Annotated in this window: 16 protein-coding genes; 4 read left to right on the top strand and 12 right to left on the bottom strand. The window is 74.5% G+C overall.

Features of this window, described 5'->3' with window-relative positions:
* Position 1: 1 nt before the first annotated feature.
* The 3 genes from ACLFMI_RS00690 to ACLFMI_RS00680 all read right to left on the bottom strand — a co-directional run bounded on the left by ACLFMI_RS00690 (position 2) and on the right by ACLFMI_RS00680 (position 2,694).
* Positions 2-445, bottom strand: a complete 444-nt coding sequence (locus ACLFMI_RS00690) for a helix-turn-helix transcriptional regulator (RefSeq protein WP_410945713.1) — start codon at positions 443-445, stop codon at positions 2-4.
* A 133-nt stretch (positions 446-578) separates the two neighbouring features.
* Complete coding sequence (locus ACLFMI_RS00685; protein WP_410945712.1) at positions 579-1,937, bottom strand: dicarboxylate/amino acid:cation symporter; 1,359 nt, start codon at positions 1,935-1,937, stop codon at positions 579-581.
* A 133-nt stretch (positions 1,938-2,070) separates the two neighbouring features.
* The gene (locus tag ACLFMI_RS00680) at positions 2,071-2,694 is read right to left on the bottom strand and encodes a TetR/AcrR family transcriptional regulator (protein WP_410945711.1); all 624 of its coding nucleotides are present in this window, start codon (positions 2,692-2,694) and stop codon (positions 2,071-2,073) included.
* A gap of 93 nt (positions 2,695-2,787) precedes the next feature.
* Here ACLFMI_RS00680 and ACLFMI_RS00675 point away from each other — a divergent pair, with 93 nt between their 5' ends.
* Entirely contained in the window at positions 2,788-3,783 is a 996-nt protein-coding gene (locus tag ACLFMI_RS00675) for an alpha/beta hydrolase (RefSeq protein WP_410945710.1), read from the top strand.
* Between the two features lie 163 nt (positions 3,784-3,946).
* On the opposite strand, the gene ACLFMI_RS00670 is transcribed toward ACLFMI_RS00675, so the two are convergent.
* The 7 genes from ACLFMI_RS00670 to ACLFMI_RS00640 all read right to left on the bottom strand — a co-directional run bounded on the left by ACLFMI_RS00670 (position 3,947) and on the right by ACLFMI_RS00640 (position 15,503).
* Positions 3,947-5,065: an FAD-dependent oxidoreductase gene (locus tag ACLFMI_RS00670; RefSeq protein ID WP_410945709.1), complete on the bottom strand. Its 1,119-nt coding sequence runs from the start codon at positions 5,063-5,065 to the stop codon at positions 3,947-3,949.
* A complete protein-coding gene (locus ACLFMI_RS00665) occupies positions 5,062-6,432 on the bottom strand; it encodes a hypothetical protein (RefSeq protein WP_410945708.1) in 1,371 nt (456 codons plus the stop codon). The genes ACLFMI_RS00670 and ACLFMI_RS00665 overlap by 4 nt, the downstream gene beginning before the upstream one ends.
* Positions 6,433-7,304: 872 nt before the next feature.
* Positions 7,305-8,390, bottom strand: coding sequence for a 2,3-diaminopropionate biosynthesis protein SbnA (gene sbnA / locus ACLFMI_RS00660; RefSeq protein ID WP_410945707.1), 1,086 nt, complete (start codon positions 8,388-8,390; stop codon positions 7,305-7,307).
* Between the two features lie 66 nt (positions 8,391-8,456).
* Positions 8,457-9,488, bottom strand: a complete 1,032-nt coding sequence (gene sbnB / locus ACLFMI_RS00655; protein ID WP_410945706.1) for a 2,3-diaminopropionate biosynthesis protein SbnB — start codon at positions 9,486-9,488, stop codon at positions 8,457-8,459.
* Positions 9,485-10,462 carry a TauD/TfdA family dioxygenase gene (locus ACLFMI_RS00650; protein WP_410945705.1) on the bottom strand — a complete coding sequence of 326 codons (978 nt, stop codon included), beginning with the start codon at positions 10,460-10,462 and terminating at the stop codon, positions 9,485-9,487. Before ACLFMI_RS00650 ends, sbnB begins: the two co-directional genes overlap by 4 nt.
* Complete coding sequence (locus ACLFMI_RS00645) at positions 10,459-12,945, bottom strand: amino acid adenylation domain-containing protein (RefSeq protein WP_410945704.1); 2,487 nt, start codon at positions 12,943-12,945, stop codon at positions 10,459-10,461. Before ACLFMI_RS00645 ends, ACLFMI_RS00650 begins: the two co-directional genes overlap by 4 nt.
* On the bottom strand, positions 12,942-15,503 hold the full coding sequence (locus ACLFMI_RS00640; RefSeq protein WP_410945703.1) for a Pls/PosA family non-ribosomal peptide synthetase: 2,562 nt from the start codon (positions 15,501-15,503) through the stop codon (positions 12,942-12,944). Before ACLFMI_RS00640 ends, ACLFMI_RS00645 begins: the two co-directional genes overlap by 4 nt.
* A 355-nt stretch (positions 15,504-15,858) precedes the next feature.
* On the opposite strand from ACLFMI_RS00640, the gene ACLFMI_RS00635 reads away from it, so the two are divergent.
* A complete protein-coding gene (locus ACLFMI_RS00635) occupies positions 15,859-17,382 on the top strand; it encodes an alkaline phosphatase D family protein (RefSeq protein ID WP_410945702.1) in 1,524 nt (507 codons plus the stop codon).
* A gap of 120 nt (positions 17,383-17,502) precedes the next feature.
* On the opposite strand, the gene ACLFMI_RS00630 is transcribed toward ACLFMI_RS00635, so the two are convergent.
* Positions 17,503-18,672: an acyl-CoA dehydrogenase family protein gene (locus tag ACLFMI_RS00630; protein ID WP_410945701.1), complete on the bottom strand. Its 1,170-nt coding sequence runs from the start codon at positions 18,670-18,672 to the stop codon at positions 17,503-17,505.
* Complete coding sequence (locus ACLFMI_RS00625) at positions 18,665-19,873, bottom strand: acyl-CoA dehydrogenase family protein (protein ID WP_410945700.1); 1,209 nt, start codon at positions 19,871-19,873, stop codon at positions 18,665-18,667. The genes ACLFMI_RS00630 and ACLFMI_RS00625 overlap by 8 nt, the downstream gene beginning before the upstream one ends.
* A 197-nt stretch (positions 19,874-20,070) precedes the next feature.
* Between ACLFMI_RS00625 and ACLFMI_RS00620 the strand changes: the two genes are divergently transcribed.
* Together ACLFMI_RS00620 and ACLFMI_RS00615 are read left to right on the top strand one after the other, a co-directional pair.
* On the top strand, positions 20,071-21,618 hold the full coding sequence (locus ACLFMI_RS00620; protein WP_410945699.1) for a DUF6777 domain-containing protein: 1,548 nt from the start codon (positions 20,071-20,073) through the stop codon (positions 21,616-21,618).
* A gap of 93 nt (positions 21,619-21,711) precedes the next feature.
* On the top strand, positions 21,712-22,524 hold the full coding sequence (locus ACLFMI_RS00615) for an SDR family NAD(P)-dependent oxidoreductase (protein WP_410945698.1): 813 nt from the start codon (positions 21,712-21,714) through the stop codon (positions 22,522-22,524).
* Positions 22,525-22,551: the final 27 nt, after the last annotated feature.

Below are 22,551 nucleotides of genomic sequence, written 5' to 3'. Positions count from 1 at the left end.
CTCAGCGGAGGCCGGAGCGTCGCTGTTCGGGGACGGCGGGGCGCCCCCCGGCGGGGAGGTGGGCACGGCTCACCTCCCCGTTGCCGTTCGCGCTGCTCCCGTTCGCGCTGCTGCCGTGCGCGGGGCCGGCGTACCGCTCCAGGAACTCCTGCAACGCGGCGTGCACGTCGACCAGGTGCCGGGCCTGCCCGTCGAGATGGTCCCGCCCCGCCGCGGTCAGGTGGTAGGTGCGCCGCGCCGGGCCGACCGCCGACGCGTGCCACTCGGAGCGGACCAGCCCGCCACGCTCCAGCCCGCGAAGTGCGCGGTACACCCCGGCGGCATCACCATCGCCGTCGTGCAGCGGCCGCAGTCTCCCGACGAGCCCGTATCCGTGGTCGTCGTGCTCGCGCAGCAGCAACAGCAGGCACGGCTTGAGGAAGTTGCGTGGTTCCAGTTCGGCCATCTGGCCCCCTGAAGTGGTGGGTGGGGCCTGCACTCCACCCCGAGGGTAGCCAGCGGGTGATCTGCGCCACAAGTACCGATCGTGCTGTCGCAGTGCCCCTTCGCCTGCCCGCGCCCCGCCTCGACGGCCGGGTTCAGCCCGTGGAGGACCGCGGACCGGCCGCGGCGGTGGCGGGCTCGGGCTCGGGTTCGGGCTCGGCCCGGTCGGCCTCCCCGCCGGCGTCCCGGTCGAGCAACCCTTCCTGCGCCGCGACGACGGTGGGCACGGTGACCTGCCCGGCCACGTTCGTCGCGGTGCGCATCATGTCCATGATCGGGTCGATCCCGAAGATCACCGCGATGCCGACCGCGATCAGCTCGGGCGGCATCCCGATCACGCCCAGGGTCAGCGTCAGCATGGTGAACCAGCCGGTGGTGCCGGCCGTGGCCAGCGCGCCGAACACCGCCACCGCGACGATGGCCAGGTACTGCCAGAACGCGAGCGGGTAGCCGGTGAGGTTCGCGATGAAGATCGTCGCCAGGGCCGGGTAGACGGCCGCGCAGCCGTCCATCTTGGTCGTGGAGCCCAGCGGCACCGCGAAGCCGGCGTAGTCGCGGTCGACGCCGAGGTCGATCGCCGCCTGCCGGGTCAGCGGCAGCGACGCCCCCGAGGAGCGGGACACGAACGCGAACTGCAGCACCGGCCAGGTGACCGCGAAGAACCGCCGCGGGCGCACCCCGGCGACGAACCGCAGCAGCAGCGGGTAGACCCCGAACAGGACCAGCGCGCAGCCCAGGTAGACGGTCGCGATCAGACCGAACAGCGACCCGACGAAGCCGCTGCCGTAGGTGGCGAAGGCGTTGCCGATCAGGCCGAGCACGCCGATCGGGGCGAGCACGACGATCCAGCCGATGATCTTCAGGATGATCTCGAAGGCGGACCGGGAGAACGCGACGAACGGCTCCGCGGTCTCTCCCAGCGCGTAGGCGGCGGCCCCGACCAGCAACGCGACCAGCACCACCTGCAGGACGTTGTCCTCGGCGAACGCGGAGAACGGGTTATCCGGGACCAGCCCGGTGAGCAGCGCCTTCCAGGATCCCGCGGTCCGCTGCCCCATCGCCTCGACGGTGGCCGGGTCGGCGGCGAGCGACACCCCGGCACCGGGCCGGGCGATCAGGCCGACCGCCAGCCCGATCAGTACCGCGATCAGTGAGGTACCGGCGAACCAGGCCACGGTGCGACCGCCGAGGCGGGCGGCGACCCGGCCGCCACCGAGGCCGCGCAGGCTGACGATGCCGACCACGATCGCCAGGAAGACCAGCGGGACGACGGTGAGCTGCAGCAGGCCGGTGAACAGGCTGCCGATGGTGTCCAGGGTGGACACGAGCCAGTCCTGGCCGGTCAGCCGGGCGACGACGCCGAGCAGGGCGCCGAGTACCAGGCCGGCGAGGGTGAGGACGGCGAACACGCGCGGGCGACGCCACGCACGCGCCGCACGGACGACGAGTGACACGGGAGGTTCTCCTCCGGGGAGTGCGGGTGAGGGACGGGCTGTCGTCAGCCCGGACAGCCGGCGCTCCTCCGGCGGCACAGGTCGATCACCCTGCGTTGCACCAACAGCAGCTCGCTCCCCCGCACGTGAGGGGTCAACGGCGCCGCGACGCCCGTTTGTTCCCGTCCGTGTTCCCGTCGTCATGGCCGGGAGGCCCGGTGCGGCGCTCGACCTCGACGCGCAGGGTCCGCTCGGACTCCGCGGCGGAGAGGCTGCCGATCAGGACCCGCATGGCGAGACCGTCGGCGGTGGCGATCAGCGACCGCGCCGCGGCGCGGGGGTCGTCGAGGCCGGGGGCGATCCGGCAGAGCAGCCGGGCCGCCTCGTCCTCCTCGGCGTCCTTCGCCTCCCCCAGCATCCGGGCGAGCTCGGGGTGGTTGATGCCGGCGGCGACGTACTGGTGGAACACCGACACGCCGGTACGGGCCCGCTCCGCCCGGGAGATGGGGTGCCCGATCAGCTCCCACAGCGCCGCGCGGTCGTCGCCGCACTCGGCGGTGCCGGCGTGGAGGTCCGCGGCGGTCGAGAGCATCGTCTCCAGGCTGGCCCGGAGCAGCTCGTCCTTGCTCGGGAACCAGTACTGGATCCGTCCTACCGAGACCCCGGCGGCCGTCGCCACGGTGCGCATGGACACCGCACCCATGCCGCTCTGGGCGATCACCTGCCAGACCGCGTGGACGATCGCGGTCCGGCGGTCGTCGGGTCCGGCACTGCTCATGCCCGTCACCCTACCCGTCGATCAATACGATCGTATTGACATCCGTGTACTCTCGGCACCACGGAGCAGTACGACTGTATTTACGGAGCCCCCATGAGCAGGACGTCGACCCGCCGCCGCGTACTGAAGGTCCTGGCCGCCCTGGTGGTGGCGTGGCTGGTGGTCGACAAGGCGGCCTCGGTCGTGGCGCCCGAGCCCGGGGTGGGGCACTGGCGCAGCGCGGAGGGGTTCGCGTCCTACCGGGCCGCCTACGACGCGGTGATGGCGACCCTGCCGGCGCCGACCCGGGTGCACGACGTCGCCACCGGGTATGGATCGGTGCGCGTGTACGAGTGGGCGGCCGCCCCGGATGCGGCCGGAGCCGGACCGCCGGTCGTGCTGCTGCCCGGGATCCGCTCCGGGGCACCGATGTGGGGCGAGAACCTCACCCACTGGAGCGGCCGGCGCACCCTCTACGCCATGGACGCGATCGGCGACGCCGGGCTCTCGACCCAGTCGGCGCCCTTCACCTCGTTCGACGACACGGCCACCTGGGTGGAGCATGCGCTCGCCGGCCTCGGCCTCGACCGCGCGCACCTGGTCGGGCACTCGTTCGGTGGAGCCATGGCGGCCACCCACGCGCTCGCCCACCCCGGCCGGGTGGCGTCGGTGACGCTGCTCGAACCGGTCATGGTGCTGCGCGGGCTCCCGGCCTCGACGTACCTGTGGTCGGCGCTGCTGTTCCTGCCCGTGCCGCAGTCGTGGAAGGACCGGGCGCTGGCCGAGATCGGCGGGGTCACGGTCGAGGAGGTGCGGGAACGCACACCGATGTCGGTGATGATCGACGAGGGATCCCGGCACTACGCCGCTGTCACCCAGGTGCCGCGGACCCTCACCGACGACGAGTGGCGGTCGCTCTCGGTGCCGGTCCGGATCGACATCGCGAGCGACGCCTCCCTCGCCGGTGGCGACGCGGCCGCGGCCCGGGCCCGGGCGCTGGGCACGGGCCCGGTCACGATCTGGCCGGAGACCACCCATTCCCTGCCCATGCAGGCGGCCGAGCAGCTCGGGCCGGAGCTGGAGAGGTACTGGGCGAGCCACGACGGGTGACCCGGCCACCACCCCACCAGCCCGCCACGCCGGGCGACACGTCGATGTCCCGAGGGGCGCCCTCACCTCCACCGGGCCCCGAAGGTGCCCCTCGCGGCCCGGGGCGCCGGCTGCTCGGGACACAGGGCGCGGCCTGCCGGGGCGCCGGGGTGCTCGGCCTCGCTCAGCCGGCCGTGGCCGCGACGCCGGCGAACGCCGTCGAGGCCGGAACTCCGGTCCGGAGCAGGTCGGCGGCGAGCTCGCCGACCGCCGGGGCGTACTTGAAGCCCTGCCCCGAGAAGCCACCCAGCGTGACGACCGGAGGCGCCGAGCCGACCAGATCGACGATGCCGCGCCCGCCGGGCGTGTACCCCTCGACGTAGGTCTCCTGCCGGACCGGGCATGCACCCAGCCCGTCGATCCGGGCGGCCGGCTGCTCCGGCCAGGACGCCGGGTAGTCCGGCCGCACGGGCGGGTGGTGGTCGTCCGGTCCGGCCGTCCGCGGCTGCGACACCTGGACGTTGATCTTGATCGCCCGCCCGTCGACGGCCGGGAAGAAGGTGAACGCCGACCCGCCCAGCCGGACGCCGGGCGGGAACGCCGCGGACGAGAACCGGTCGGGGTCGCGGACCGGGAACCAGGTCAGCACCACCCGGCGGTTCACCACGCCGTCCGGGCCCGGGCCGGCCCCCGGCGGGAACCGATAGTGCCCGGTCGCGACGACGATCCCGTCCAGCACGTCGTCGCCGTCGCCGCTCCGCACGATCACCCGGCCGCCGGTACGGACGACCTCGAGCACCGGCGAGCGCTCCCGGACCTGCGCGCCGAGCCGGCGGGCCTCGGCGACGAGGGCGCGGGTGGCGGACGCCGCGTGCAGCAGCCCGCCGCCCGGGTCCAGGACCGCGACCTCGTCCGGTGCCACGCGGTGGGCCGGCCAGCGTTCACCGGCCGCCTCCGGACCGAGCACGGCCGAACGGCCGGAGCCCGCGACCGCGCGTACCCGCGGGTCACCGGGCGGTCCGACGGTCAGTGCCCCGCACGGCCGGAACACCGGCCGGGCGGGCGTGGCGTGCGACCCGTCGAGGTCGGTCCAGCACTCCCGGCTGCGGTCGAGCAGCAACCGGTACGCCGGAGCGTCCGCGACGGCCGTGCGGAAGATCCGGGTCTCGCCGCCGCCGGACGCCCCGTGCGGGTGGCCGACCCGGCCGGCGTCGAATCCGATGCACTCGACGCCGGCCCTGGCCAGCGCGAGCAGGGTCGCGCCCCCGAGCACCCCGAGGCCGACCACCGCGTAGCGGGTCACGAGGCAGCCGGGCCGATCCGGGCGTCGGTGGGGAGTGGGACCCGGGCGGGGTCGCGCGGCATCCGCCCGGGCCACACCAGGCACAGGACCGGGTCGGCGCCGACCGCGCGCAAGGCCGCAGCGACCGTGGCGACGTCGCGGGCGGTGGTCCCCGCCGTCTGCACGGCCAGCACGGTCGGGCCGCCGTCCCGCAGCAGGCGCAGGTCCTCGTGCGCCAGGCGCGGAACCCGCAGCGCCCGGACGACCGGTTCGCCCGTGACCTCCCCGGCCGGCGGCGCCCCCGGGGTCAGGTCCCGGTACGCCGGCCGGTCCCCGACCAGCACGGCCGCCTTCACCAGCTCACCGGCGACGTCGCAGGCCGGTTCCGGGGTCAGCTGCACGACGGTGATCGTCGGCAGGTCCCGCAGCCGGGCCCGGTAGGTGTCGGCGAGCAGCGGGACGGCGTTCGGCGCCCAGCCCGGCTCGACCACGGGCAGCCCGGTGTGTGCGGTGATCGCGGCGGCGGGGCCCGCCTCGGGCAGCAGTCGCCGGGACCGCCGCAGCGCCGGGACGCAGGTCGCGACCAGCAGCGGGACCGCCAGGCCGGCCAGCCCCGCGGCACCGGCGACCCACCAGCCGAGCGGGACGGTGCGCTCGGCGACCGGCTCCGGTCCGGGAACGACGACCGTGACCAGGCCGGTGCGGTCGGCCAGTGCGCGGCCGAGCTCGTCGGCCAGCGGGTCGCCGGCCGTGCCGTTCGCGCTACCGCCGCCGGTGCCGCTGGTGCCGTCGTTCGTGCTGCCCTCCGACGGGGGGTCGCCTGCAGCGCGGTTGCCGAGCTCGGCCCACAACGGGTCGGTACCGGCGGCCGTGACGGCCGCATCCAGCGCACCGAGCCGCTCACCGAGCGTGGTCACCGCGTCGGCGGCCAGCGCGGTGCCGGTCGGGTCGGCCGATCCCGCCCCGGCCCGGACGTCGACCACTCCCGGTGCCGGCGACGACACCGTCAGCCGGTCGGCGACCTCGTCCGGGGTGCTCCCGGACAGCTCCGCGACCCGGTCGGTGAAGGCGGCGCTCGTGGCGGCGGCCAGCGCGCGGGCGGTGGCCGGGCCCGGGTCGGCCGTGCCGACCGACCCGACCTGGACCGACGTCCCGGCGGTCACCGGGGGCGGTACGAGGAGCGCGAGGCCGGCGGCGGTCCCGGCCGCGGCCAGCGCGAGCAGCGCGACCGGCCGCCTGCGCCTGCCGAGCACGGCCCGGCACTCACGCAGCGGCCCACCCCGGGACGGGGTCCCACCCGGCGGCCCGGCGGCGTCGAGCGGCTGCTCGGAGTCCGGGGCGGCCGGGTCCGGGGCATCCGGGACGGCTGGGCCGACCGGGGCGAGCACCGGCCGGCCGGGTGACCCCGGGAGGCCGGTCAGCGGCAGCCGCAGGGCCGAGACGCTCCGGCCGGGACCGTCCGCCGGTGCCGCCCCGGCCGCGGATGGCGCGGACGGCCGCGGAGCCGACGCCGACGGGGTCGCCGGCCGCGCGGTGGCCGATCGCGGACCGGACTGTGGCGGTGCCGTCGCAGCGGCGTGCCCGTTCGCGTGCGCCCCGGTGCCGGGTCGTGCACCCTCGCTGGACCCGGCCGCGCGCTGTCCGGCTCGGTCGGACGCGGCCATGCCGTTCGCCGATCCGCCCCGGGCGGAGCGGTGGCGTGTGGAGGCGTCGCGCGTGGAGACCTCGCGTGTGGACCCGTCCGGACCGGACGCCTCCACCTTGCCCTCCGATGTGGACATATTCGACGAGCCGCGGTCCGACCCTTCCGCACCCGGCTGCGGTCGACCGGGTGGGGCCGGCGGCCCGACCCCGTCGTCCAACGTGGAGGACGGGACGGCGAGGGGCGCGGGTGTCCGCAGGGTGTGCCGGCGGAGCCGGTGGGTCGGGCCGTCCAGGACCTCCGCGTCCCCGGCACCGGTTCCGGTCCCGGCCGCCGACCGCCCGTCGTCCGCTCCGGCATCCGCACCGGCTCGCCGACCGGGCATCGCACCCGAGCCCGGTCCGGCGGTCCGGGACACGGCCGGGGCCGATCCCGCGTCCTCGGAGCTGTCGCGGGTCCGGTCGCCGGAGCCCGCCTGCGACCGCGGGAACGGGCTCGGCCGCCGCCCGGGGCCGGACGCCTGGTCCCGGACCGGGCCCGCCTCGGTCGCCGGGTCGGTATCGGAAGGAGGCGGCGGCACCAGCGGCGCCCGGACCCGGCTGACCCTCGAGCCGGTCATCAGAACCGCCCCACCGGGATCGGACGGTCGAGGACGGGGCCGTCGGCCGGGGCCGGCATCCCGGGCTGCGAGGGCAGCGGGATCCCGCCGACCGCGGCGAGCCGGTCGTCGACCCCCGGATTCGCGAGCGCGCCCGCCGCGAGCCGGTCGCCGAAGTGCTCCTCCAGCCAGGCGGGCCGGTACACCGTGTCCAGGTACCGCTCCCCCAGGTCCGGCGCGAGTGCCACCGCGACGGTGTCGTCGTCGCCGTGCCGGGACAGCCAGGCGGTCGCCCCGGCGACGACGGTGCCGGTCGAGCCGCCGAGCAGGAACCCGCGCCGCGCGAGCAGGTGGCAGGCCTCGAGCGTGCTCGGCTCGGCGACGTGCACGACGTCGTCGACCAGGGACTCGTCGAGCAGGGCAGGCCGCACGCTGGTGCCCAGCCCCGGGATCAGCCGCGGGGTCGGCGCGTCGCCGAAGGTCACCGAGCCTGCGCTGTCCACCGCGACCACCCGCACCGGTCGTGGCCGCTGCCGGAAGTAGCGCGCACAACCCATCAGTGTCCCGGTGGTCCCGGCGCCGACGAACAGCACGTCGATGGCCGGGAACGCGGCCTCGATCTGCGGGCCGGTGGTGCTCACGTGCGAGCGCCAGTTCTCCGGGTTCACGTACTGGTTGAGCCACAGGTAGCGGTCGTCGGTCGCGACCAGCGCGCGGACGTAGCCGATCCGGGTCGCGAGGTAGCCGCCCGCCGCGTCCGGGCTGTCCACCACCCGGACGTCGGCGCCGAGCGCCTCCATCAGCCGGTGCGTGGTCGTGTTGCACCGCGGGTCGGTGACGCAGATGAACCGGTAGCCGCGGCTGGCCGCGATCATCGCGAGCGCGACGCCGAGGTTGCCCGACGAGGACTCGACCAGCACCGACCACGGGTGCAGCCGGCCGTCCCGCTCGGCGGCGTCGACCATGCCCTTGGCGGCCTTCAGCTTCACCGAGCCGGCGAAGTTGAAGCCCTCGCACTTGAGGAACAGCGGGTGTCCGACGACCCGGGCGAGGTCGACGTAGAGGTCGTCGGTGTTGAACTGGTCGGGCGCGGAGATGACGGTCATCGTTGACCTCCGACAGAGCTGTGGTGGGACTCAGAGCTGCGGCGGGACTCAGAGCTGCGGTGGGACTCAGCCATGCCGGCTGAGCTCGTGAAAGAAGTCGTCGATCACGTGGAGCTCTCCCGAACGCGCGACCTGCTCGTGCACGAAGCGTCCGACCGCGAGGTCGAGCACGCCGAGTCCGAACGGGGAGAACACGACGGTCCGGTCGGACGGGACCCGGAGCGTGCCGGCGATGACCTGGTCGAGCGTGCCGTCGACGAAGTCCCGGTTGCCGGTGCGCTGCTCGGCCAGGTGCGGCGACGTGTCGGCCTTGAGGCAGTGCTCGACGTCGTCGAGGACGTTCACCGAGTCCAGCACGATCTCCGGCGACAGGTCGCGCAGCGAGACGTTGAGCACCAGCGGGTGATGGGCGAACCAGGCCGGGTCGTGCACGTGCGGGCTGCCCGCCACGGTCGCGAACACCAGCAGGTCACTGTTGCGGACCAGTGCCTCCGCCGAGTCGTGCAGCGTGACCCGGGCCCCAGCGACGGTCCGCTCGACGTGCCCGCGGAACCCGGCCGCGGAGTCCGCGGACAGGTCGTGCACGCCGACCTCGTCGAAGCTCCAGCCGGTGCCGTCGAGGAACGTGTGGATGTAGCGCGCGATCAGCCCGGTACCGATGAAACCGACCCGGCGCGGTCGGCCGCGCTCCCGGGAGAGCCGGTCCGCGGCCGCGGCGGCCGACGCCGCGGTGCGGGTCGCCGAGATGATCGAGCTCTCCAGGCAGGCGTACGGGTACCCGGTCGCCGGGTCGTTCAGGATCAGTACCGCCGAGGCCCGCGGGACGCCGTGCTCGATGTTCGCGGGGAAGCTGGATATCCACTTCAGACCGTCCACACCGGATCCACCACCGAGCGAGGCGGGCAGCGCGATGATCCGCGACGCCGGCCGGTCCGGGAACCGCAGGAAGTACGACGGCGGGTTCACCGTCGCACCCGCGCCGTGCACCCGATAGGTCTCCTCGATCAGCTCGACGATCTCCTTCTCCCGCCCGGCCAGTGCCCGCTGCACCTGGGCGCCGGGGACCACCGAGAACGGCGGCACGGTGAGCTCGCTCATTGCTGCCCTCCCGGGACCGGCAGGGCGACACCGTCGGTCATGGCGACGACGACCTCCCGCGGCCCGGTGTAGGGGTCCCGGCCGTGCGCGACCCGCAGGTTGTCGACGATCAGCAGGTCACCGGCCTGCCAGGGCTCGCGCACGGTGTGCGCGTCGTGCGCGGCGTTGATCTCCTCGACGACGTCGGCCGGGATCGGCGAGCCGTCGCCGAAGCGGGTGCTGAAGGGCAGCCCGTCCGGGCCGTGCAGCTCCAGCAGGAACTCCCGCACCTCCGGGTCCATCGCCCACTCGGAGAGGAACGCGACCTGGTTGAACCAGACCTTCTCCCCGGTGCCCGGGTGCACCAGCACGGCGTAGCGGTGCTGGTGGGTGCGCAGCCCGCCGCCGTCGAGCCACTCGTGGGAGATCGCGTTGGCCCGGCAGTACCACTCGACCTCGGCGGGGTCGGTGCTGCCGAACGCCTGCTCCCAGGACGCGCCGATCCCGTCACCGTAGGTGCGGGTCAGCCACCAGCCCTCGCGCTCGAACCGGGTGACCAGCTCCGCGGGCAGCGCGGCGAGCACCCGGGCCGAGTCGGCCAGCCCGGTGGCGCCGCCGGAGTCCGGCGGGCTCAGGCAGGCGAACAGCAGCGTCGCCGGCGTCTCGGCGACGTAGGACAGCTCGTGGTGGGCGCACATCACCTGGTTCGCCGGCCACGGCGTGTCCGCGTAGACGCCGTCGGAGAGCACCGTTCGCGGCGCGAACGGCTCCCGCTCGGCGTAGCTGCCCGATCCGAGCCGGGTCGCGACGGCGTCGACGTCGGCGACGCTGCGCAGTCCCAGCCCCCGAACCAGGACCTTGCCGTGCTCGTCGACCAGGTCGCGCAGGGCGTCCCCGTGCCGCTCGGCCCACCCGGTGGCGTCACCGGACGGTCCGGCGTCGAGAAGCGGTGGCCGTCCGGGGTGCAGGCGCACTCCGGTCAGTGCTCCGGTCATGATTCTCCCCCTCTGATGTGTCCGTTCAGGTCGGCCGGGAGCAACCCGGCGAGATCGGTGAGGACCGGGTGCTCGAGGACGTCCTTGATCGTCACCGCCCGGTCCAGCGCGATCACCAGCTTCACCGCGGACAGCGAGTTGCCGCCGAGGTCTCCGAAGTGGTCCTCCACCGACACCGCGTCCGCGGGCAGGTCCAGCACCCGCGCGACGGCGCCGAGCACCCGCTCCTCGGCAGGGGTGCGCGGGCCGGTCCCGGCCACCGGCGCCGGGGCAGGGGCCGGTGCATCGGCCGCGAGCACGGCGAGCGCCCTTCGGTCGATCTTGCCGTTCGGCGTCACCGGCAACGGGTCGAGCCGGTGCACCGCGGACGGGACCATGTAGGCGGGCAGCGAGCCTGCCAGCTCGGCCCGGACCGTCTCGGCGGCCGGACCGTCGCCGGCCTGGAACGCGACCAGCTGCGGGCCACCCGGCAGATCGGCGACGACGACGGCGGCGTCCCGGATCCCGGGCACCCGCAGCAGCGCGTTCTCGATCTCCCCGATCTCGATCCGGAAGCCCCGGATCTTGACCTGGGTGTCCCGGCGGCCGAGGAACTCCAGCTGCCCGTCCGGGCGCCAGCGCCCGTGGTCGCCGCTGCGGTAGAGCCGCTCGCCGGGCCGGTGCGGGTCGGCGCCGAACGCGGCCGCGGTGCGGTCCGGGTCGTTGACGTAGCCCCGGCCCACGCACACACCGGAGAACACGATCTCGCCCGGGGCGCCCAGCGGGACCGGTGCCAGGTCGGCGTCGACGACGTAGACCCGGACCCCCGGCACGGGCCGGCCGAGCGGGACCCGGTCGCCATCGGGCACCTCGCGCAGCACCGCGTGGTTGGTGTCGTCCGAGGTCTCGGTCAGCCCGTAGGCGTTGACCAGCGGGACGTGCGGCATGGTGGCGAACCAGCGTTGCACCAGCTCCCGCTTCAGCGCCTCCCCGGTGGCCGACACGATCCGCAGGTCCGGCAACGCGGTCGGGTGCGCCTCCAGGTAGGTCAGCAGCACCTCCAGATAGGACGGCACCAGCTGCGCCACCTGCACGCCGCGCTCGGCCAGCGTCCCGACCAACCGGGCCACGTCCAGGATCGCCTCCTGCTCGACGAGCACGGTGCGGCCGCCGACCAGCGGCCCAGCGACCAGCTGCCATAGCGAGATGTCGAAACATTGCGGCGCGGTCTGGGCGACCACGCAACCCTCCGCCAGCCCGAGATCCTCGATCTTGGCCAGCAGGTGGTTGAGCATCCCGGCGTGCTCGCACATCGCACCCTTGGGCTCGCCGGTCGAACCCGAGGTGAAGTACAGGTAGGCCAGTCGCTCCGGACCGATGTCGACGTCCGGATCGGACTCGTCGGTGCTCCGGGTGACAGCGTCGGCGACGGTCAGGACGCTCGTCCCGGGCAGGTCGGCGGCGTCCAGGTTCTCCCGGGCGCCGTCCTCGGTCAGGACCCACCGGCACCCGGCCCTGGTCAGCGTGGTGCTGATCCGCCCGGCCGGGAAGTGCGGCTCGACCGGCAGGTACGCACCGCCCGCCCGGAGGACGGCGAGCACCGCGACCAGCCAGTCCAGGGTCCGCTCGGTGACGACCGCGACGACGTCCTCGGGCTGCAGGCCGCCCTCGAGCAGGGTGCGGGCCACCCGGTTGGCCCTGGCGTCCAGCCCGGCCCGGGTGAGCACCGCCCCGGCCCGCTCGGCGACGACCTCGTCCGGGGCCGATCGGGCCCGCTCGGCCAGCAGGTCGGGCACCCTGCGGTCCGGCAGCACGCGCGGGCGACCGGCCAGCTCCCCCAGCTGGAAGGCCCGCTCCTCGGCGCCGACCAGGGCGGACGCCGTCACCCCGGCGTCCGGGTCGGCGGCGGCGAGGGTGAGCGCGGTGGCGTGGTAACCGGCGATCCGGGCCGTCGCGGACGGGTCCAGGGTGTCCCGGCGGAACCGCAGCAGCAGCCGGCCGTCCGCCACGCCGAGCCGCAGCGCCACCTCGTCGTCGGGCGCACCGGGGGCCCCGTCCGGGTCGAACACGGTGCCGAACTCCGGCAGCGGCAGGCCGAGCTCGGCGGCCAGCGCCGGGAGGTCGGGGGCACCGTACGCCCGGACGCCGTCCAGCGCGGACGCCGCGTCGTGGATCAGGTCGGCCCAGGTACCGCCGGTGTGCAGCGGGACCGGCAGCGGCGGACCATCGGCGGTGACCACGAGACCCGCGGTCACGCCGGTGTCGCCGGAGAGCGCGGCCAGGACCGCGCCGTGCGCCGCGAGCAGCACGGCGCCCGGGTCCACCCCGAGCGCGGCGGCGACGGAGTCGACCGCCCCGTGGGGCAGCGCGGCCTCGTGCAGTCCGGTTCCGCGGCCGGTGCCGGCCGCCCACCGGGGGGTCGCTGTCGCGCCGCCGGTCTGCAGCACGCGGGTCCAGTGGGCGCGCCGGGCGCCGAGGTCGGGGGTGGTGGCCGTGCCGGTCATCGGACGGGCTCTCCCTTCGCGGGAACGGGGGTCGCTGGTACCGGGGCCGCGGATACGGCGGTCGCGGGGACGGCGGCCGGGGGTGCGGCGGGATGCTCGGTCTCGCAGGCCGGGTTCCCGGCCCAGAACGAGCCGGCGGGCGCCTCCGCGCCCTTCATCAGGAAGGCGTCGCACCCGATCCGGGCCGCGTCGTCGATCCGGACGCCGTAGTGCACGAAGGCACCGACCTCGAGGCAGACGCCGGAGCCGAGGATCGCGTGGTCGGACTTGAACGTGCCGTCCTCCTGGGAGTGGCACTGGATCGTCGAGCCCGCGTTGAGGACGGCGTCGTCGCCGATGGTCACCAGGGTGCGTTCGGTCATGCCGCAGCCGTCGTCGAAGACGCGCCGGCCGATCCGGACCCCGAGCGCGCGGGAGACCAGGTTCTTGAACGGGGTCCCGGCCAGCATGATCTCCCAGCCCGAGACGACGAGCTTCCAGTAGCGCTCGTGCCACCAGAAGTACGGGTCGTAGACCGAGCAGAGGCGGGGCCGCAGCGGGCGTCCCAGCGTGGCCAGTCGCTCGACCACGACGGTGTAGATCATGGTGAACACCAGCGACACCAGCAGGTGGATGCCGACCGCGACCGGGCCGAGCGGGACCAGGACGTCCGCGAGCGCCACCGTGAGCAGGGTGATCCCGAACAGCGCTCCCCAGCGCACGAGCAGCGCCACCCCGATGGTGCGGCGGTTGTAGCGGCCCTTGCCGCGCAGCCGCTGGTGCAGGTCCAGCCCGGAGTGCAGGTGCCCCCACGCGGTGTCCCGGGACACCGTCCGCGGGATCTCGAACGGCGGCGATCCCAGCAGCCCGACGCCGCTGCGGACCGGGCCGTCGGTGGGCACCAGGGTCTTGGTCGCCAGCAGGCAGTCGTCGCCGACCCGCGAGTCCGCCGGGTAGGCGATCCGGTTCCCGAAGAAGCTGTTCGACCCGATCCGGGTCCGGGTGATCCGAAACGCGGTGTCCGAATAGTCCGCATTTATGATGGAGAGCCCGTCCGCGACCATCGTTCCGGTCCCGATCGAACTGGCGAACGGCGTCTCGTGTTTGACGGCGGTTCCGAAGTTCGTGCCGGTCTGCGGAACCCGTCGCAGATCGTGGCCGATGGACCGCAGGTAACCGACGATGTACGAACTGTCACCGAGCAGGTACGTGAAAATCTTGATGTTGGTCATTCTCAGGATCATCCGATGCAGCGTGTAGTGCCGTCCGTACAGCGGATAGGTACGGCCCTCGGTCAGCCCGAGCGCGAGCAGCCGGGACATCCCGGCCGCCGTCAGGAACCCGACCAGCAGCCCGCCCAGCATCAGGACGCCGGTCGTGACGAGCAGCTCCAGGTACAGCGCCGCAGCGCCGAGCTCGGCGGTACCGCTGCCGAGCACCGTCTCCAGCGTGGGCACCCGGGTCAGCACCGAGTCGATCACCCCGGCACCCAGCGGCAGCCAGACGCCGACCAGCATCAGCAGCTGACCGAGCCCGTAGGCGATCCGCCGGACCGGGCCGCAGTACGCGTCACCGGGCATCCCGGCGGCGCTGCCGCCGACCCGGGCCGGCGTACCCCACCAGGTGCCGCCGGCCGGGATGCGCTGCCCCTCGTGCAACGACGACGAGTGCGCCAGCCGGCCGCCGTCGCCGATCACGGTGTCGATGTCGACGACCGTTGCCTCGCCGATCACGACGTCCGAGCCGATCGTGACCCGGCCGAGGCGCAGCCGGCCCGGCTCGGCCCGGTAACAGGGCACCAGCGCGTCCTTGCGCACCGTGCTGCGGGCCCCGATCGTCAGCAGGTCGGGGCAGGCCGGAACGGTGCGGGACAGCAACACCACGCCCGGGCCGATCTTCGCGCCGAGCGCCCGCAAGTACAGCGGCAGCAGCGGCGACCCGGGAGCCACCAGCATCAGCGGGTTGGTCCGCACCAGCGTCCTGGCCAGCCAGAACCGGAAGTAGGCCGGCCCCCAGAGCGGGATCTCCCGCTCGGTCCAGCGCCCGACCAGCAGCCACTTGGCGAGCACCGGCACCACCGCGAACACCGCGAAGGCGACCGACACCGCGGCCAGCGCCCGCAGGTACAGCTCGACCAGGGTCGCGCCGCGGGCGATCCAGAGGTAGGCCTCGCCCAGCAGGGCGCCGTAGCCCAGGGTGAAGACCACGAAGGTGGCGAACTGGGCGGCGCCGCAGAGCACGTAGGCGGCCGTCGTCCCGGTCCGGACCGGGACCGCGGCCGGTGTCCCGACACCCGTGGCCGGGCCTGCCGGGACGGCGCCGGCCGGGGCCAGGGCCGAGGCCAGGCCGGCCGGGGTCGGGTGGGCGTAGACGTCGGGCATCGCGACCCGCGGCAGATCGTCACGCTTGCGCACCCGCGCGCAGAACCGGGCGAGCACCATCGAATCCGCTCCGGCGTCACCGAAGAAATGATCATCCGGCCCGACCGGTCGCCCCACCAATTCGGACAGGATCGCGCAGAACTCGATCTCCGCGACAGTTTCCGCGGATGCCGGTGTTCGCGACGTCGTCGCACTCACGAACAGTCCCCCCACTGCAAACCGGATCTTGCTGTCGCCTGCGGCAGCTCTCGCTGGAACAGATCGGACACCACTACGGCAGCGTTACCGTGACCGTATTACCGACCCTCCCGCAATGCGGCCTGTTTTTCGAGTGCCGCTCGGATCCGGACAGTTCGCTCGCCCGCGGCGCCGGAGGCATCCCGACCCGTCTGCGTGTAGTGAGACCTTTCACACCTGGTTGTTCGTGGCAGGGTGTGAACCGGTTCACTTCAGAGTGAATGTGGTGTACATCACACCGATCTCACTCGACCGGGCTCGCCCGGTTCCGGCGCGTACGGCGCCGCCCGCGGCCGGTAGGCGCGATCATCTGGCGATGACCCACCGCGCCGGAAGTCCCGCGCCGCACCAGGACCGCGCCGGGAGGATGGCGACCGTGCCGACGATGCCGCGCCGCGCCGCACTGGCGCTCGGCGCCGCCGGCGCGCTCACCGCGCTCGTCCCTGGAACCGCGGCGGCGGGCCCACGCCCGGCGGCCGACCGGTTCGCCGACCCCTTCGGGCTGGGTGTCGCCTCCGGTGACCCGGCACCCGACGGGATGGTGCTCTGGACCCGGCTGGCCCCGGACCCGTCGAGCCAGGACGGCGGGATGCCGCCGCGTCCGGTCGAGGTCGACTGGGAGGTCGCCGAGGACGACCGGTTCGCCCGGGTCGTGCAACGCGGCACCGCGACCGCGGCGCCCCAGGACGCGCACAGCGTGCATGTCGAGCTCACCGGGCTCGCACCCGGTCGCGAGTACCACTACCGGTTCCGGGCCGGCGGGCACCTGTCGCCGCCCGCCCGCACCCGGACCGCGCCTGCGCCGTGCGCGGCGGTGCCGGCACTCACCGTCGCCGTCGCGTCCTGCGCGAACTACGGCAGCGGGCACTTCACCGCCTACCGCGCGCTGGCCGCCGACGCCCCGGAGCTCGTGCTGCACCTGGGCGACTACCTCTACGAGAACGACGGCGACGGCGTCCGCGACCCGGGCGGCCCGGAACCGGAGGACCTGGCCGGCTACCGGCGCCGGCACGCCCACCAGCGCACCGACCCTGACCTGCGGGCCGCGCACGCCGTCGCGCCCTGGCTGGTCGTCTGGGACGACCACGAGCTGGTCAACAACTGGGCCGGTGCCGAGGGGAAGATCGCTCCCCGGCGGCGGGCCGCGGCGTTCAAGGCGTACTGGGAGCACATGCCGCTGCGCCGGGCATCCGTGCCGCGCGGCATCGACATGCTGCTCTACCGCCGTATCGGGTGGGGCTCGCTGGCGACGTTCCACATGCTCGACACCCGCCAGTACCGCAAGCCCGGCGGCTCGATCACCGGCGCGGCGCAGGAGCGCTGGCTGCTCGACGGGTTCCGCGACTCCACCGCCGGCTGGGACGTGCTCGGCCAGCAGGTGTTCTTCGCGCCGCGCTCGGACGGCGGCAAGCGCCAGACCTGGGACGCCCACCCGGACTCCCGGGACCGGGTCGTCCGCGGCTGGACGGACGCCGGGGTGCGCAACGCCGTCGTGCTCACCGGCGACGAGCACGAACACTACGCGAACGAGCTCCCGGCCGACCCCGGCGAGCCGGACGGGCGGATCGTGGGCACCGAGCTGGTGACCACGTCGGTCACCTCCGGCGGCGACGGCAGCGACACCTCCGAGGACGACGGCGGCGGGGACGGCGGCGGCGGGGACGACCCGCACATCCGGTTCCGTGCCGACCGGCGCGGGTACCTGCTCGCCCGGTTCGAACCGGGACTGCTGCGGGCGGACTTCCGCACCGTCGAGCGGGTCACCGAGCCGGGTGCGCCGGTGCGCACCGCGGCGTCGTTCACCGTGCCGGACCGGGAACCCGGGCTGCACCCCGGGTGAGCCCGGGCCCAGGGCCGTCGGCACCCCGGTGATCGACGATCGGGCGGCGGACCCGGCCAGTCGTGGCCGCATCCACCGCCCGATGAGCGATCACCGGGGTGCGCCCGGCACGTCAGATGTTCAGCCGGTGGCCACCTTCGGGGCCGGCACCTCGTCGAGGGTGTCCAGCACCGCGGCGGAGATCCGCTCCCGGTGCACCTCGGCCGAGCCGAGCAGTGCGGCGTCGGCGATCGCGCGCTTGTAGTACAGGTGCGCCGGGTGCTCCCAGGTGAAACCGATCCCGCCGTGCAGCTGGATCGTCTCCGCGGCGACCCGGTAGCACACCTCCGAGCAGGTGGCCTGCGCGATCGAGACCGCCAGGTCCGGGTCGTCCACCCCGAACCCGACCGCCCAGGCCGCGTGCAGCGCGGCGGACCGGGCGTGCTCGACCCCGACGAGCATGTCCGCGCACCGGTGCTTGACCGCCTGGAACGAACCGATCGGGCGGCCGAACTGCAACCGCTCCTTCGCGTACGCGACGGTCCGGTCCAGCAGGTGCTGCGCGATCCCGACCTGCTCGGCGGCGAGCAGCGCGCCGGCCGTGCGGAACGCGTGCCGCAGGGCCCGGTCGGCGTCGTCGCCGGTGGCCAGCACGGTTCCGGCCACCCCGTCCAGTCGCACCCGGGCGACCCGGCGGGTGAGGTCCAGCGAGCCGCGCGGCTCGACCGTCACCCCGGCGGCACCCGGGTCGGCCAGGGCGAGCACGGGGCCGTCCGGGCCGGCCGCGGCGACCAGCAGGACGTCCGCGGCCCCGGCGTCCGGGACCTGATCGACCGTGCCTGTGAGCCGCCCGGACTCGGCCGTCACGGCGGCCGCGGTCGCCGCGTCGTAGGGGGCGAACAGCGGTGTGACCAGCGCGGCCGTGCGGGTGCCCTCGGACAGCCCGGCGAGCAACGCGTCCCGTTCCGCCGACGCCGGCGCCACCACCAGCGCCGGCACGGCCAGGCCCACGGTGCCCAGCAACGGCCCGGTGGCCAGCGCCGCGCCGAGCTCCTCGGCCGCGATCGCCTGGTCCACGCAGCTGCCCCCGGCGCCGCCGAGGTCCTCGGGGACGGCCAGCGCCAGCGCGCCCAGCTCCCCGCCGAGGCGCGACCAGGAAGCCCGGTCGAAGCCCTCGCCGGACTCTGCCGCGGCCCGCACGGCGGCCTCGACGTGCACCCGCTCGGCGAACCGGCGCAGTCCGGCCCGCAACTCCCGCTGCTCGTCGGTGACGTCGAACTCCTGCGGTCCGGCCCCGTTCGCCTCAGCCACGGGGAACCTCCTTCCACGGGCGGTCCGAATCGGACCGCGGTTCGCCGGGCAGGCCGAGCACCCGCTCGCCGAGGATGTTGCGCATGACCTCGGAGGTGCCACCCTCGATCGTGTTCGCCCGGGAGCGCAGGAACCGCTGCTGCACCGTCGACTCCGGATCGGCGTGCACCCGCGATCGGTCCATCGTGTAGTCGTCGTAGAGCAGCGCCTCCGGGCCGAGAAGGTCCATGCAGAACTCGTAGACCTCCTGGTTCAGCTCCGCGCCGACCAGTTTGGACACCGATCCCTCGGGGCCTGGCTGGCCGACAGTCGCGGTCCGCCGGGCGCGGGCCAGGGTCAGCCGGTGTGTCTCGGCCCGGGTCCACAGCCGGGCCAGCCGGTCGCGCAGCACCGGGGTGTGTCGCTCCGGATGGGCCTGCCAGAGCCCGACCGCCTCGGCGATCACCCCGCTCCCCCGCCGGCCGGTGACCCCGCCGATCGCGGTGCGCTCGTTCATCAGGGTGGTGATCGCGACCCGCCAGCCCGCGCCGACCTCACCGAGCCGGTACGCGTCGGGGACCCGGGCGTCGTTCAGGTAGACCTCGTTGAACTCGGCCTGCCCTGTGATCTGCCGCAGCGGGCGCACGTCCACGCCGGGCTGGTCCATGTCGATCACGAAGTAGCTCAGGCCCCGGTGCTTGGGCTGGTCCGGGTCGGTGCGGGCGACGACCATCCCCCACCGCGCCAGGTGCGCCAGGGTGGTCCAGACCTTCTGCCCGTTGAGCACCCACTCGTCGCCGTCACGGACCGCGGAGGTGGCGAGCCCGGCGACGTCGGACCCGGCGCCCGGCTCGCTGAACAGCTGGCACCAGATCTCCTCGCAGGTGGCCATCGGCCGCAGCCAGGCCGCGGCGAGGTCCCGGTCACCGGCGTACTCGACGACGGTGGGCGCACCCATCCCGTAGCCGATCGGGTTGATCGCGAACATCCGCGGGCCACCGGCGTCGGTGACGATCCCGTCGACGACCGCCTGCAGCCCCCGGGACAGCCCGAGGCCGCCGAGGCCCTCCGGATGGTGCACCCAGGCCAGGCCCGCGTCGTAGAGGGCGCCGAAGAGCTCCTCGCGGGGCACGGCGCGGGGGTCGTGGGCGGCGACCACCGCGCGGGTGGCCTCGGCGACCCGTTCGGTGTCGGTCGTTGCTGTGCTGGGTGGCGAGCTCATCGCACCTCCGGAGACGGCATCGTTGCGGCACCCCCGAATCTATGCCATCGGAGCTGCTCCTCAATTTCGACTAGAGGGGTTAACGCTTATTACTCCGACTGCGAAACCCCGAGCGCCCGACCGGTGCACCCGCCGGTCCGGCTGCGGTGCCGACCGCAGCACCGCCACCCGACCCTCACCGCAGACCGGAGCCGGACATGACCCGACCGATGCACCACCGCCACCCCTGGCCGGCGGCCCGCCGTCGCCGCGTCCCGAACTGGGCGATCGTCCTGGTCGCCGCCGTGCTGGCGCTGGCCGTGGCCGGGGCGTTGCTGGTCACGCTCGCCGGGCCGGCCTCGGCCCGGGTCGTCCGGGAGCCGGTGCAGACCGCGGGCTCGAACCCGTTCATGCCGGCCGTCGGGGACGACGCGGCAGGGGTCGTCGCCCCGGCCGGTGCCGGTGGCCGGTTCTCCGGTGACACCGCGGGCCTCTACGGCGGGACCCGCAGCGACGCCACCTGCGACGACGCGATGCTGACCGGCTACCTGCGCGACGACCCGGCCAAGGCGTCCGCGTGGGCGGGCGCGCTGGGCCTGCGGGTCTCCCAGATCGACTCCTACGTCTCCGGGCTGACCCCGGTCGTGCTGCGTGCCGACACGCTGGTCACCAACCACGGCTACGCGGACGGGGCCGCCACGGCGTTCCCATCGGTGCTGCAGGCCGGCACCGCGGTGTTCGTGGACCGCTGGGGCACTCCGGTCGTCCGCTGCGCCTGCGGCAACCCGCTCGCCACCGCGCCCACCCTCTACCCGGGAATCGTCTACACCGGACCGACCTGGGTGTCGTTCTCGGAGACCGACATCTCGGTGGTCGTCAGCAGCAGCATCGAGATCCACGACTACACGCTGGTCGACCCGCGGGAGCACCGCCCGTTCTCCCGCCCCGCGACCTCGCACGGCGACCGCGACGGCGACGCGCCGGCGGCCGGCGGCACCGCCCCCGGACAGTCCCCGGTCACCGGTGAGCCGGGCACCGAGGCGCCCGGTACCGACGGCCCGGACGCCGAGGCCGGCGACTCCGATACCCCCGGCACCGGGAGCGTCGACTCCGGGAGCGTCGGCTCCGGGACGCCCGGCTCGGGCGACACCCCGGCCGCGCCGTTCGACCCGGAGTCCGGCAGCTACACCGTGCCGTGCGGCGCCGCGACGCTGACCGGCGGCCGAGGCAGCACCACCGGCGGCAGCCCGGTCGAGCTCCTCGCCACCTCCACCGCCGACGTCGACGGGGACGGCCGGGACGAGACCGCCGTGCTGCTGGAGTGCGGCACCGGCGACGCCGTGCAGCAGTCGGTGCAGCTGCTCGACGACACCGGCACCCTCCGGACCGAGCTGCCCGTCCCGGCTCCGCCGACCGGCAGCACGTCGACCCCCGAGTTCGCCCCGTCGTCGTTCACGCTGGGGGACGGCACGCTGACCACCGGCATGCGGGTCTTCGAGGGCACCGACACCGAGGACACCGGACCGACCGGCGACCAGACCTGGACCTGGGACTGGGCCGGCGGCACCTTCACGCTGGACGGGTCCACGGTGCAGGCCGTCGAGACCCCGGAGGTCGCCGCGGAGACGGCAACGGCAACGGCACCGCCGACGACCCCGTCCTTCACCCCGGGCGGCACCGGCACGACGCCCGGCACTGCCACCGGCTCCGCGACCGCCGGGGACACGAGCACCCCGTCCTTCTCGACAGGGGGCGCCGGGAACTGACTCCGCCTGAAAAATAGACAGGTGTCAAGTTTTCTGGTTAGGCTCGCCCGCGGCGTCCCGGCCGGGACGCCGGCTACGGCGAGGGGAGTCAACGTGGAACTCGACGGACGGATCGCGGTCGTCACCGGGGCGGCGTCGGGCATGGGCCTGGCCGCCACGAAGGCGCTCCACGACGCCGGTGCCACCGTCTACGGGGTCGACCTGCGGCAGCCCGACCTCGACCGCGAACTCGCCGGCCGGGAGCGGGTACACGCCGTCGCGGCCGACGTCTCCGACTCCGCCGCCGTCGACCGGGTCCTGGCCCGGGTCGGCGCGGATCACGGCGGGCTGGACGTGCTGGTGAACGCGGCCGGTGTCGCCACACCGAACGCCGAGAAGCAGTCCTGGGTGGACGGGATCAACACGCGGATGGTCGAGGCCGCCCGGTCCGGGGAGACCTACCACCCCGAGTTCCTCTCCGGCATCACCGACGAGGACTTCGACCGCGTCGTCGCGATCAACCTGAACGGCACCTTCTACACGATGCGGGCGGCGGTCGAGCTGCTGAAGGCGGCCGGCGGCGGCTCGATCATCAACTTCGCCTCGGTGGCCGGACTCATCGGCCTGCCGATGCCGGCCTACTACCCGGCGTCCAAGGCCGCGGTGGTCGGGCTGACCAAGGCCGTGGCAGCCGAGCTGGCGCCGTTCGGGATCCGGGTCAACGCGCTGGCCCCGGCCGGCGTCCGGACGCCGCTGCTCACCGCCTCCGGCGACGAGCACGTCCAGGCGCTCCTCTCCCTGCAGCCGCTCAAGCGGGTGGCCGAGCCGGAGGAGATCGGGCAGACCGTCCGGTTCCTCGCCTCCGACGTCGCCGGGCACTACACCGGCCAGACGCTGTCGCCCTCCGGCGGCGCACTGATGCTCTGACCCCCGCGACGACACCCCGAACGGAGA

This window comes from Pseudonocardia nantongensis (assembly GCF_046546495.1).
Lineage (GTDB): Bacteria > Actinomycetota > Actinomycetes > Mycobacteriales > Pseudonocardiaceae > Pseudonocardia > Pseudonocardia nantongensis.
This window is presented reverse-complemented; position numbering and strand designations above follow the sequence as displayed.

Coding starts and splice junctions, on each gene's coding strand:
- ACLFMI_RS00690 (WP_410945713.1), bottom strand. CDS start 445: ATGGCCGAACTGGAACCACGCAACTTCCTCAAGCCGTGCCTGCTGTTG.
- ACLFMI_RS00680 (WP_410945711.1), bottom strand. CDS start 2,694: ATGAGCAGTGCCGGACCCGACGACCGCCGGACCGCGATCGTCCACGCG.
- ACLFMI_RS00675 (WP_410945710.1), top strand. CDS start 2,788: ATGAGCAGGACGTCGACCCGCCGCCGCGTACTGAAGGTCCTGGCCGCC.
- sbnA (WP_410945707.1), bottom strand. CDS start 8,390: ATGACCGTCATCTCCGCGCCCGACCAGTTCAACACCGACGACCTCTAC.
- sbnB (WP_410945706.1), bottom strand. CDS start 9,488: ATGAGCGAGCTCACCGTGCCGCCGTTCTCGGTGGTCCCCGGCGCCCAG.
- ACLFMI_RS00650 (WP_410945705.1), bottom strand. CDS start 10,462: ATGACCGGAGCACTGACCGGAGTGCGCCTGCACCCCGGACGGCCACCG.
- ACLFMI_RS00645 (WP_410945704.1), bottom strand. CDS start 12,945: ATGACCGGCACGGCCACCACCCCCGACCTCGGCGCCCGGCGCGCCCAC.
- ACLFMI_RS00635 (WP_410945702.1), top strand. CDS start 15,859: ATGACCCACCGCGCCGGAAGTCCCGCGCCGCACCAGGACCGCGCCGGG.
- ACLFMI_RS00625 (WP_410945700.1), bottom strand. CDS start 19,873: ATGAGCTCGCCACCCAGCACAGCAACGACCGACACCGAACGGGTCGCC.
- ACLFMI_RS00620 (WP_410945699.1), top strand. CDS start 20,071: ATGACCCGACCGATGCACCACCGCCACCCCTGGCCGGCGGCCCGCCGT.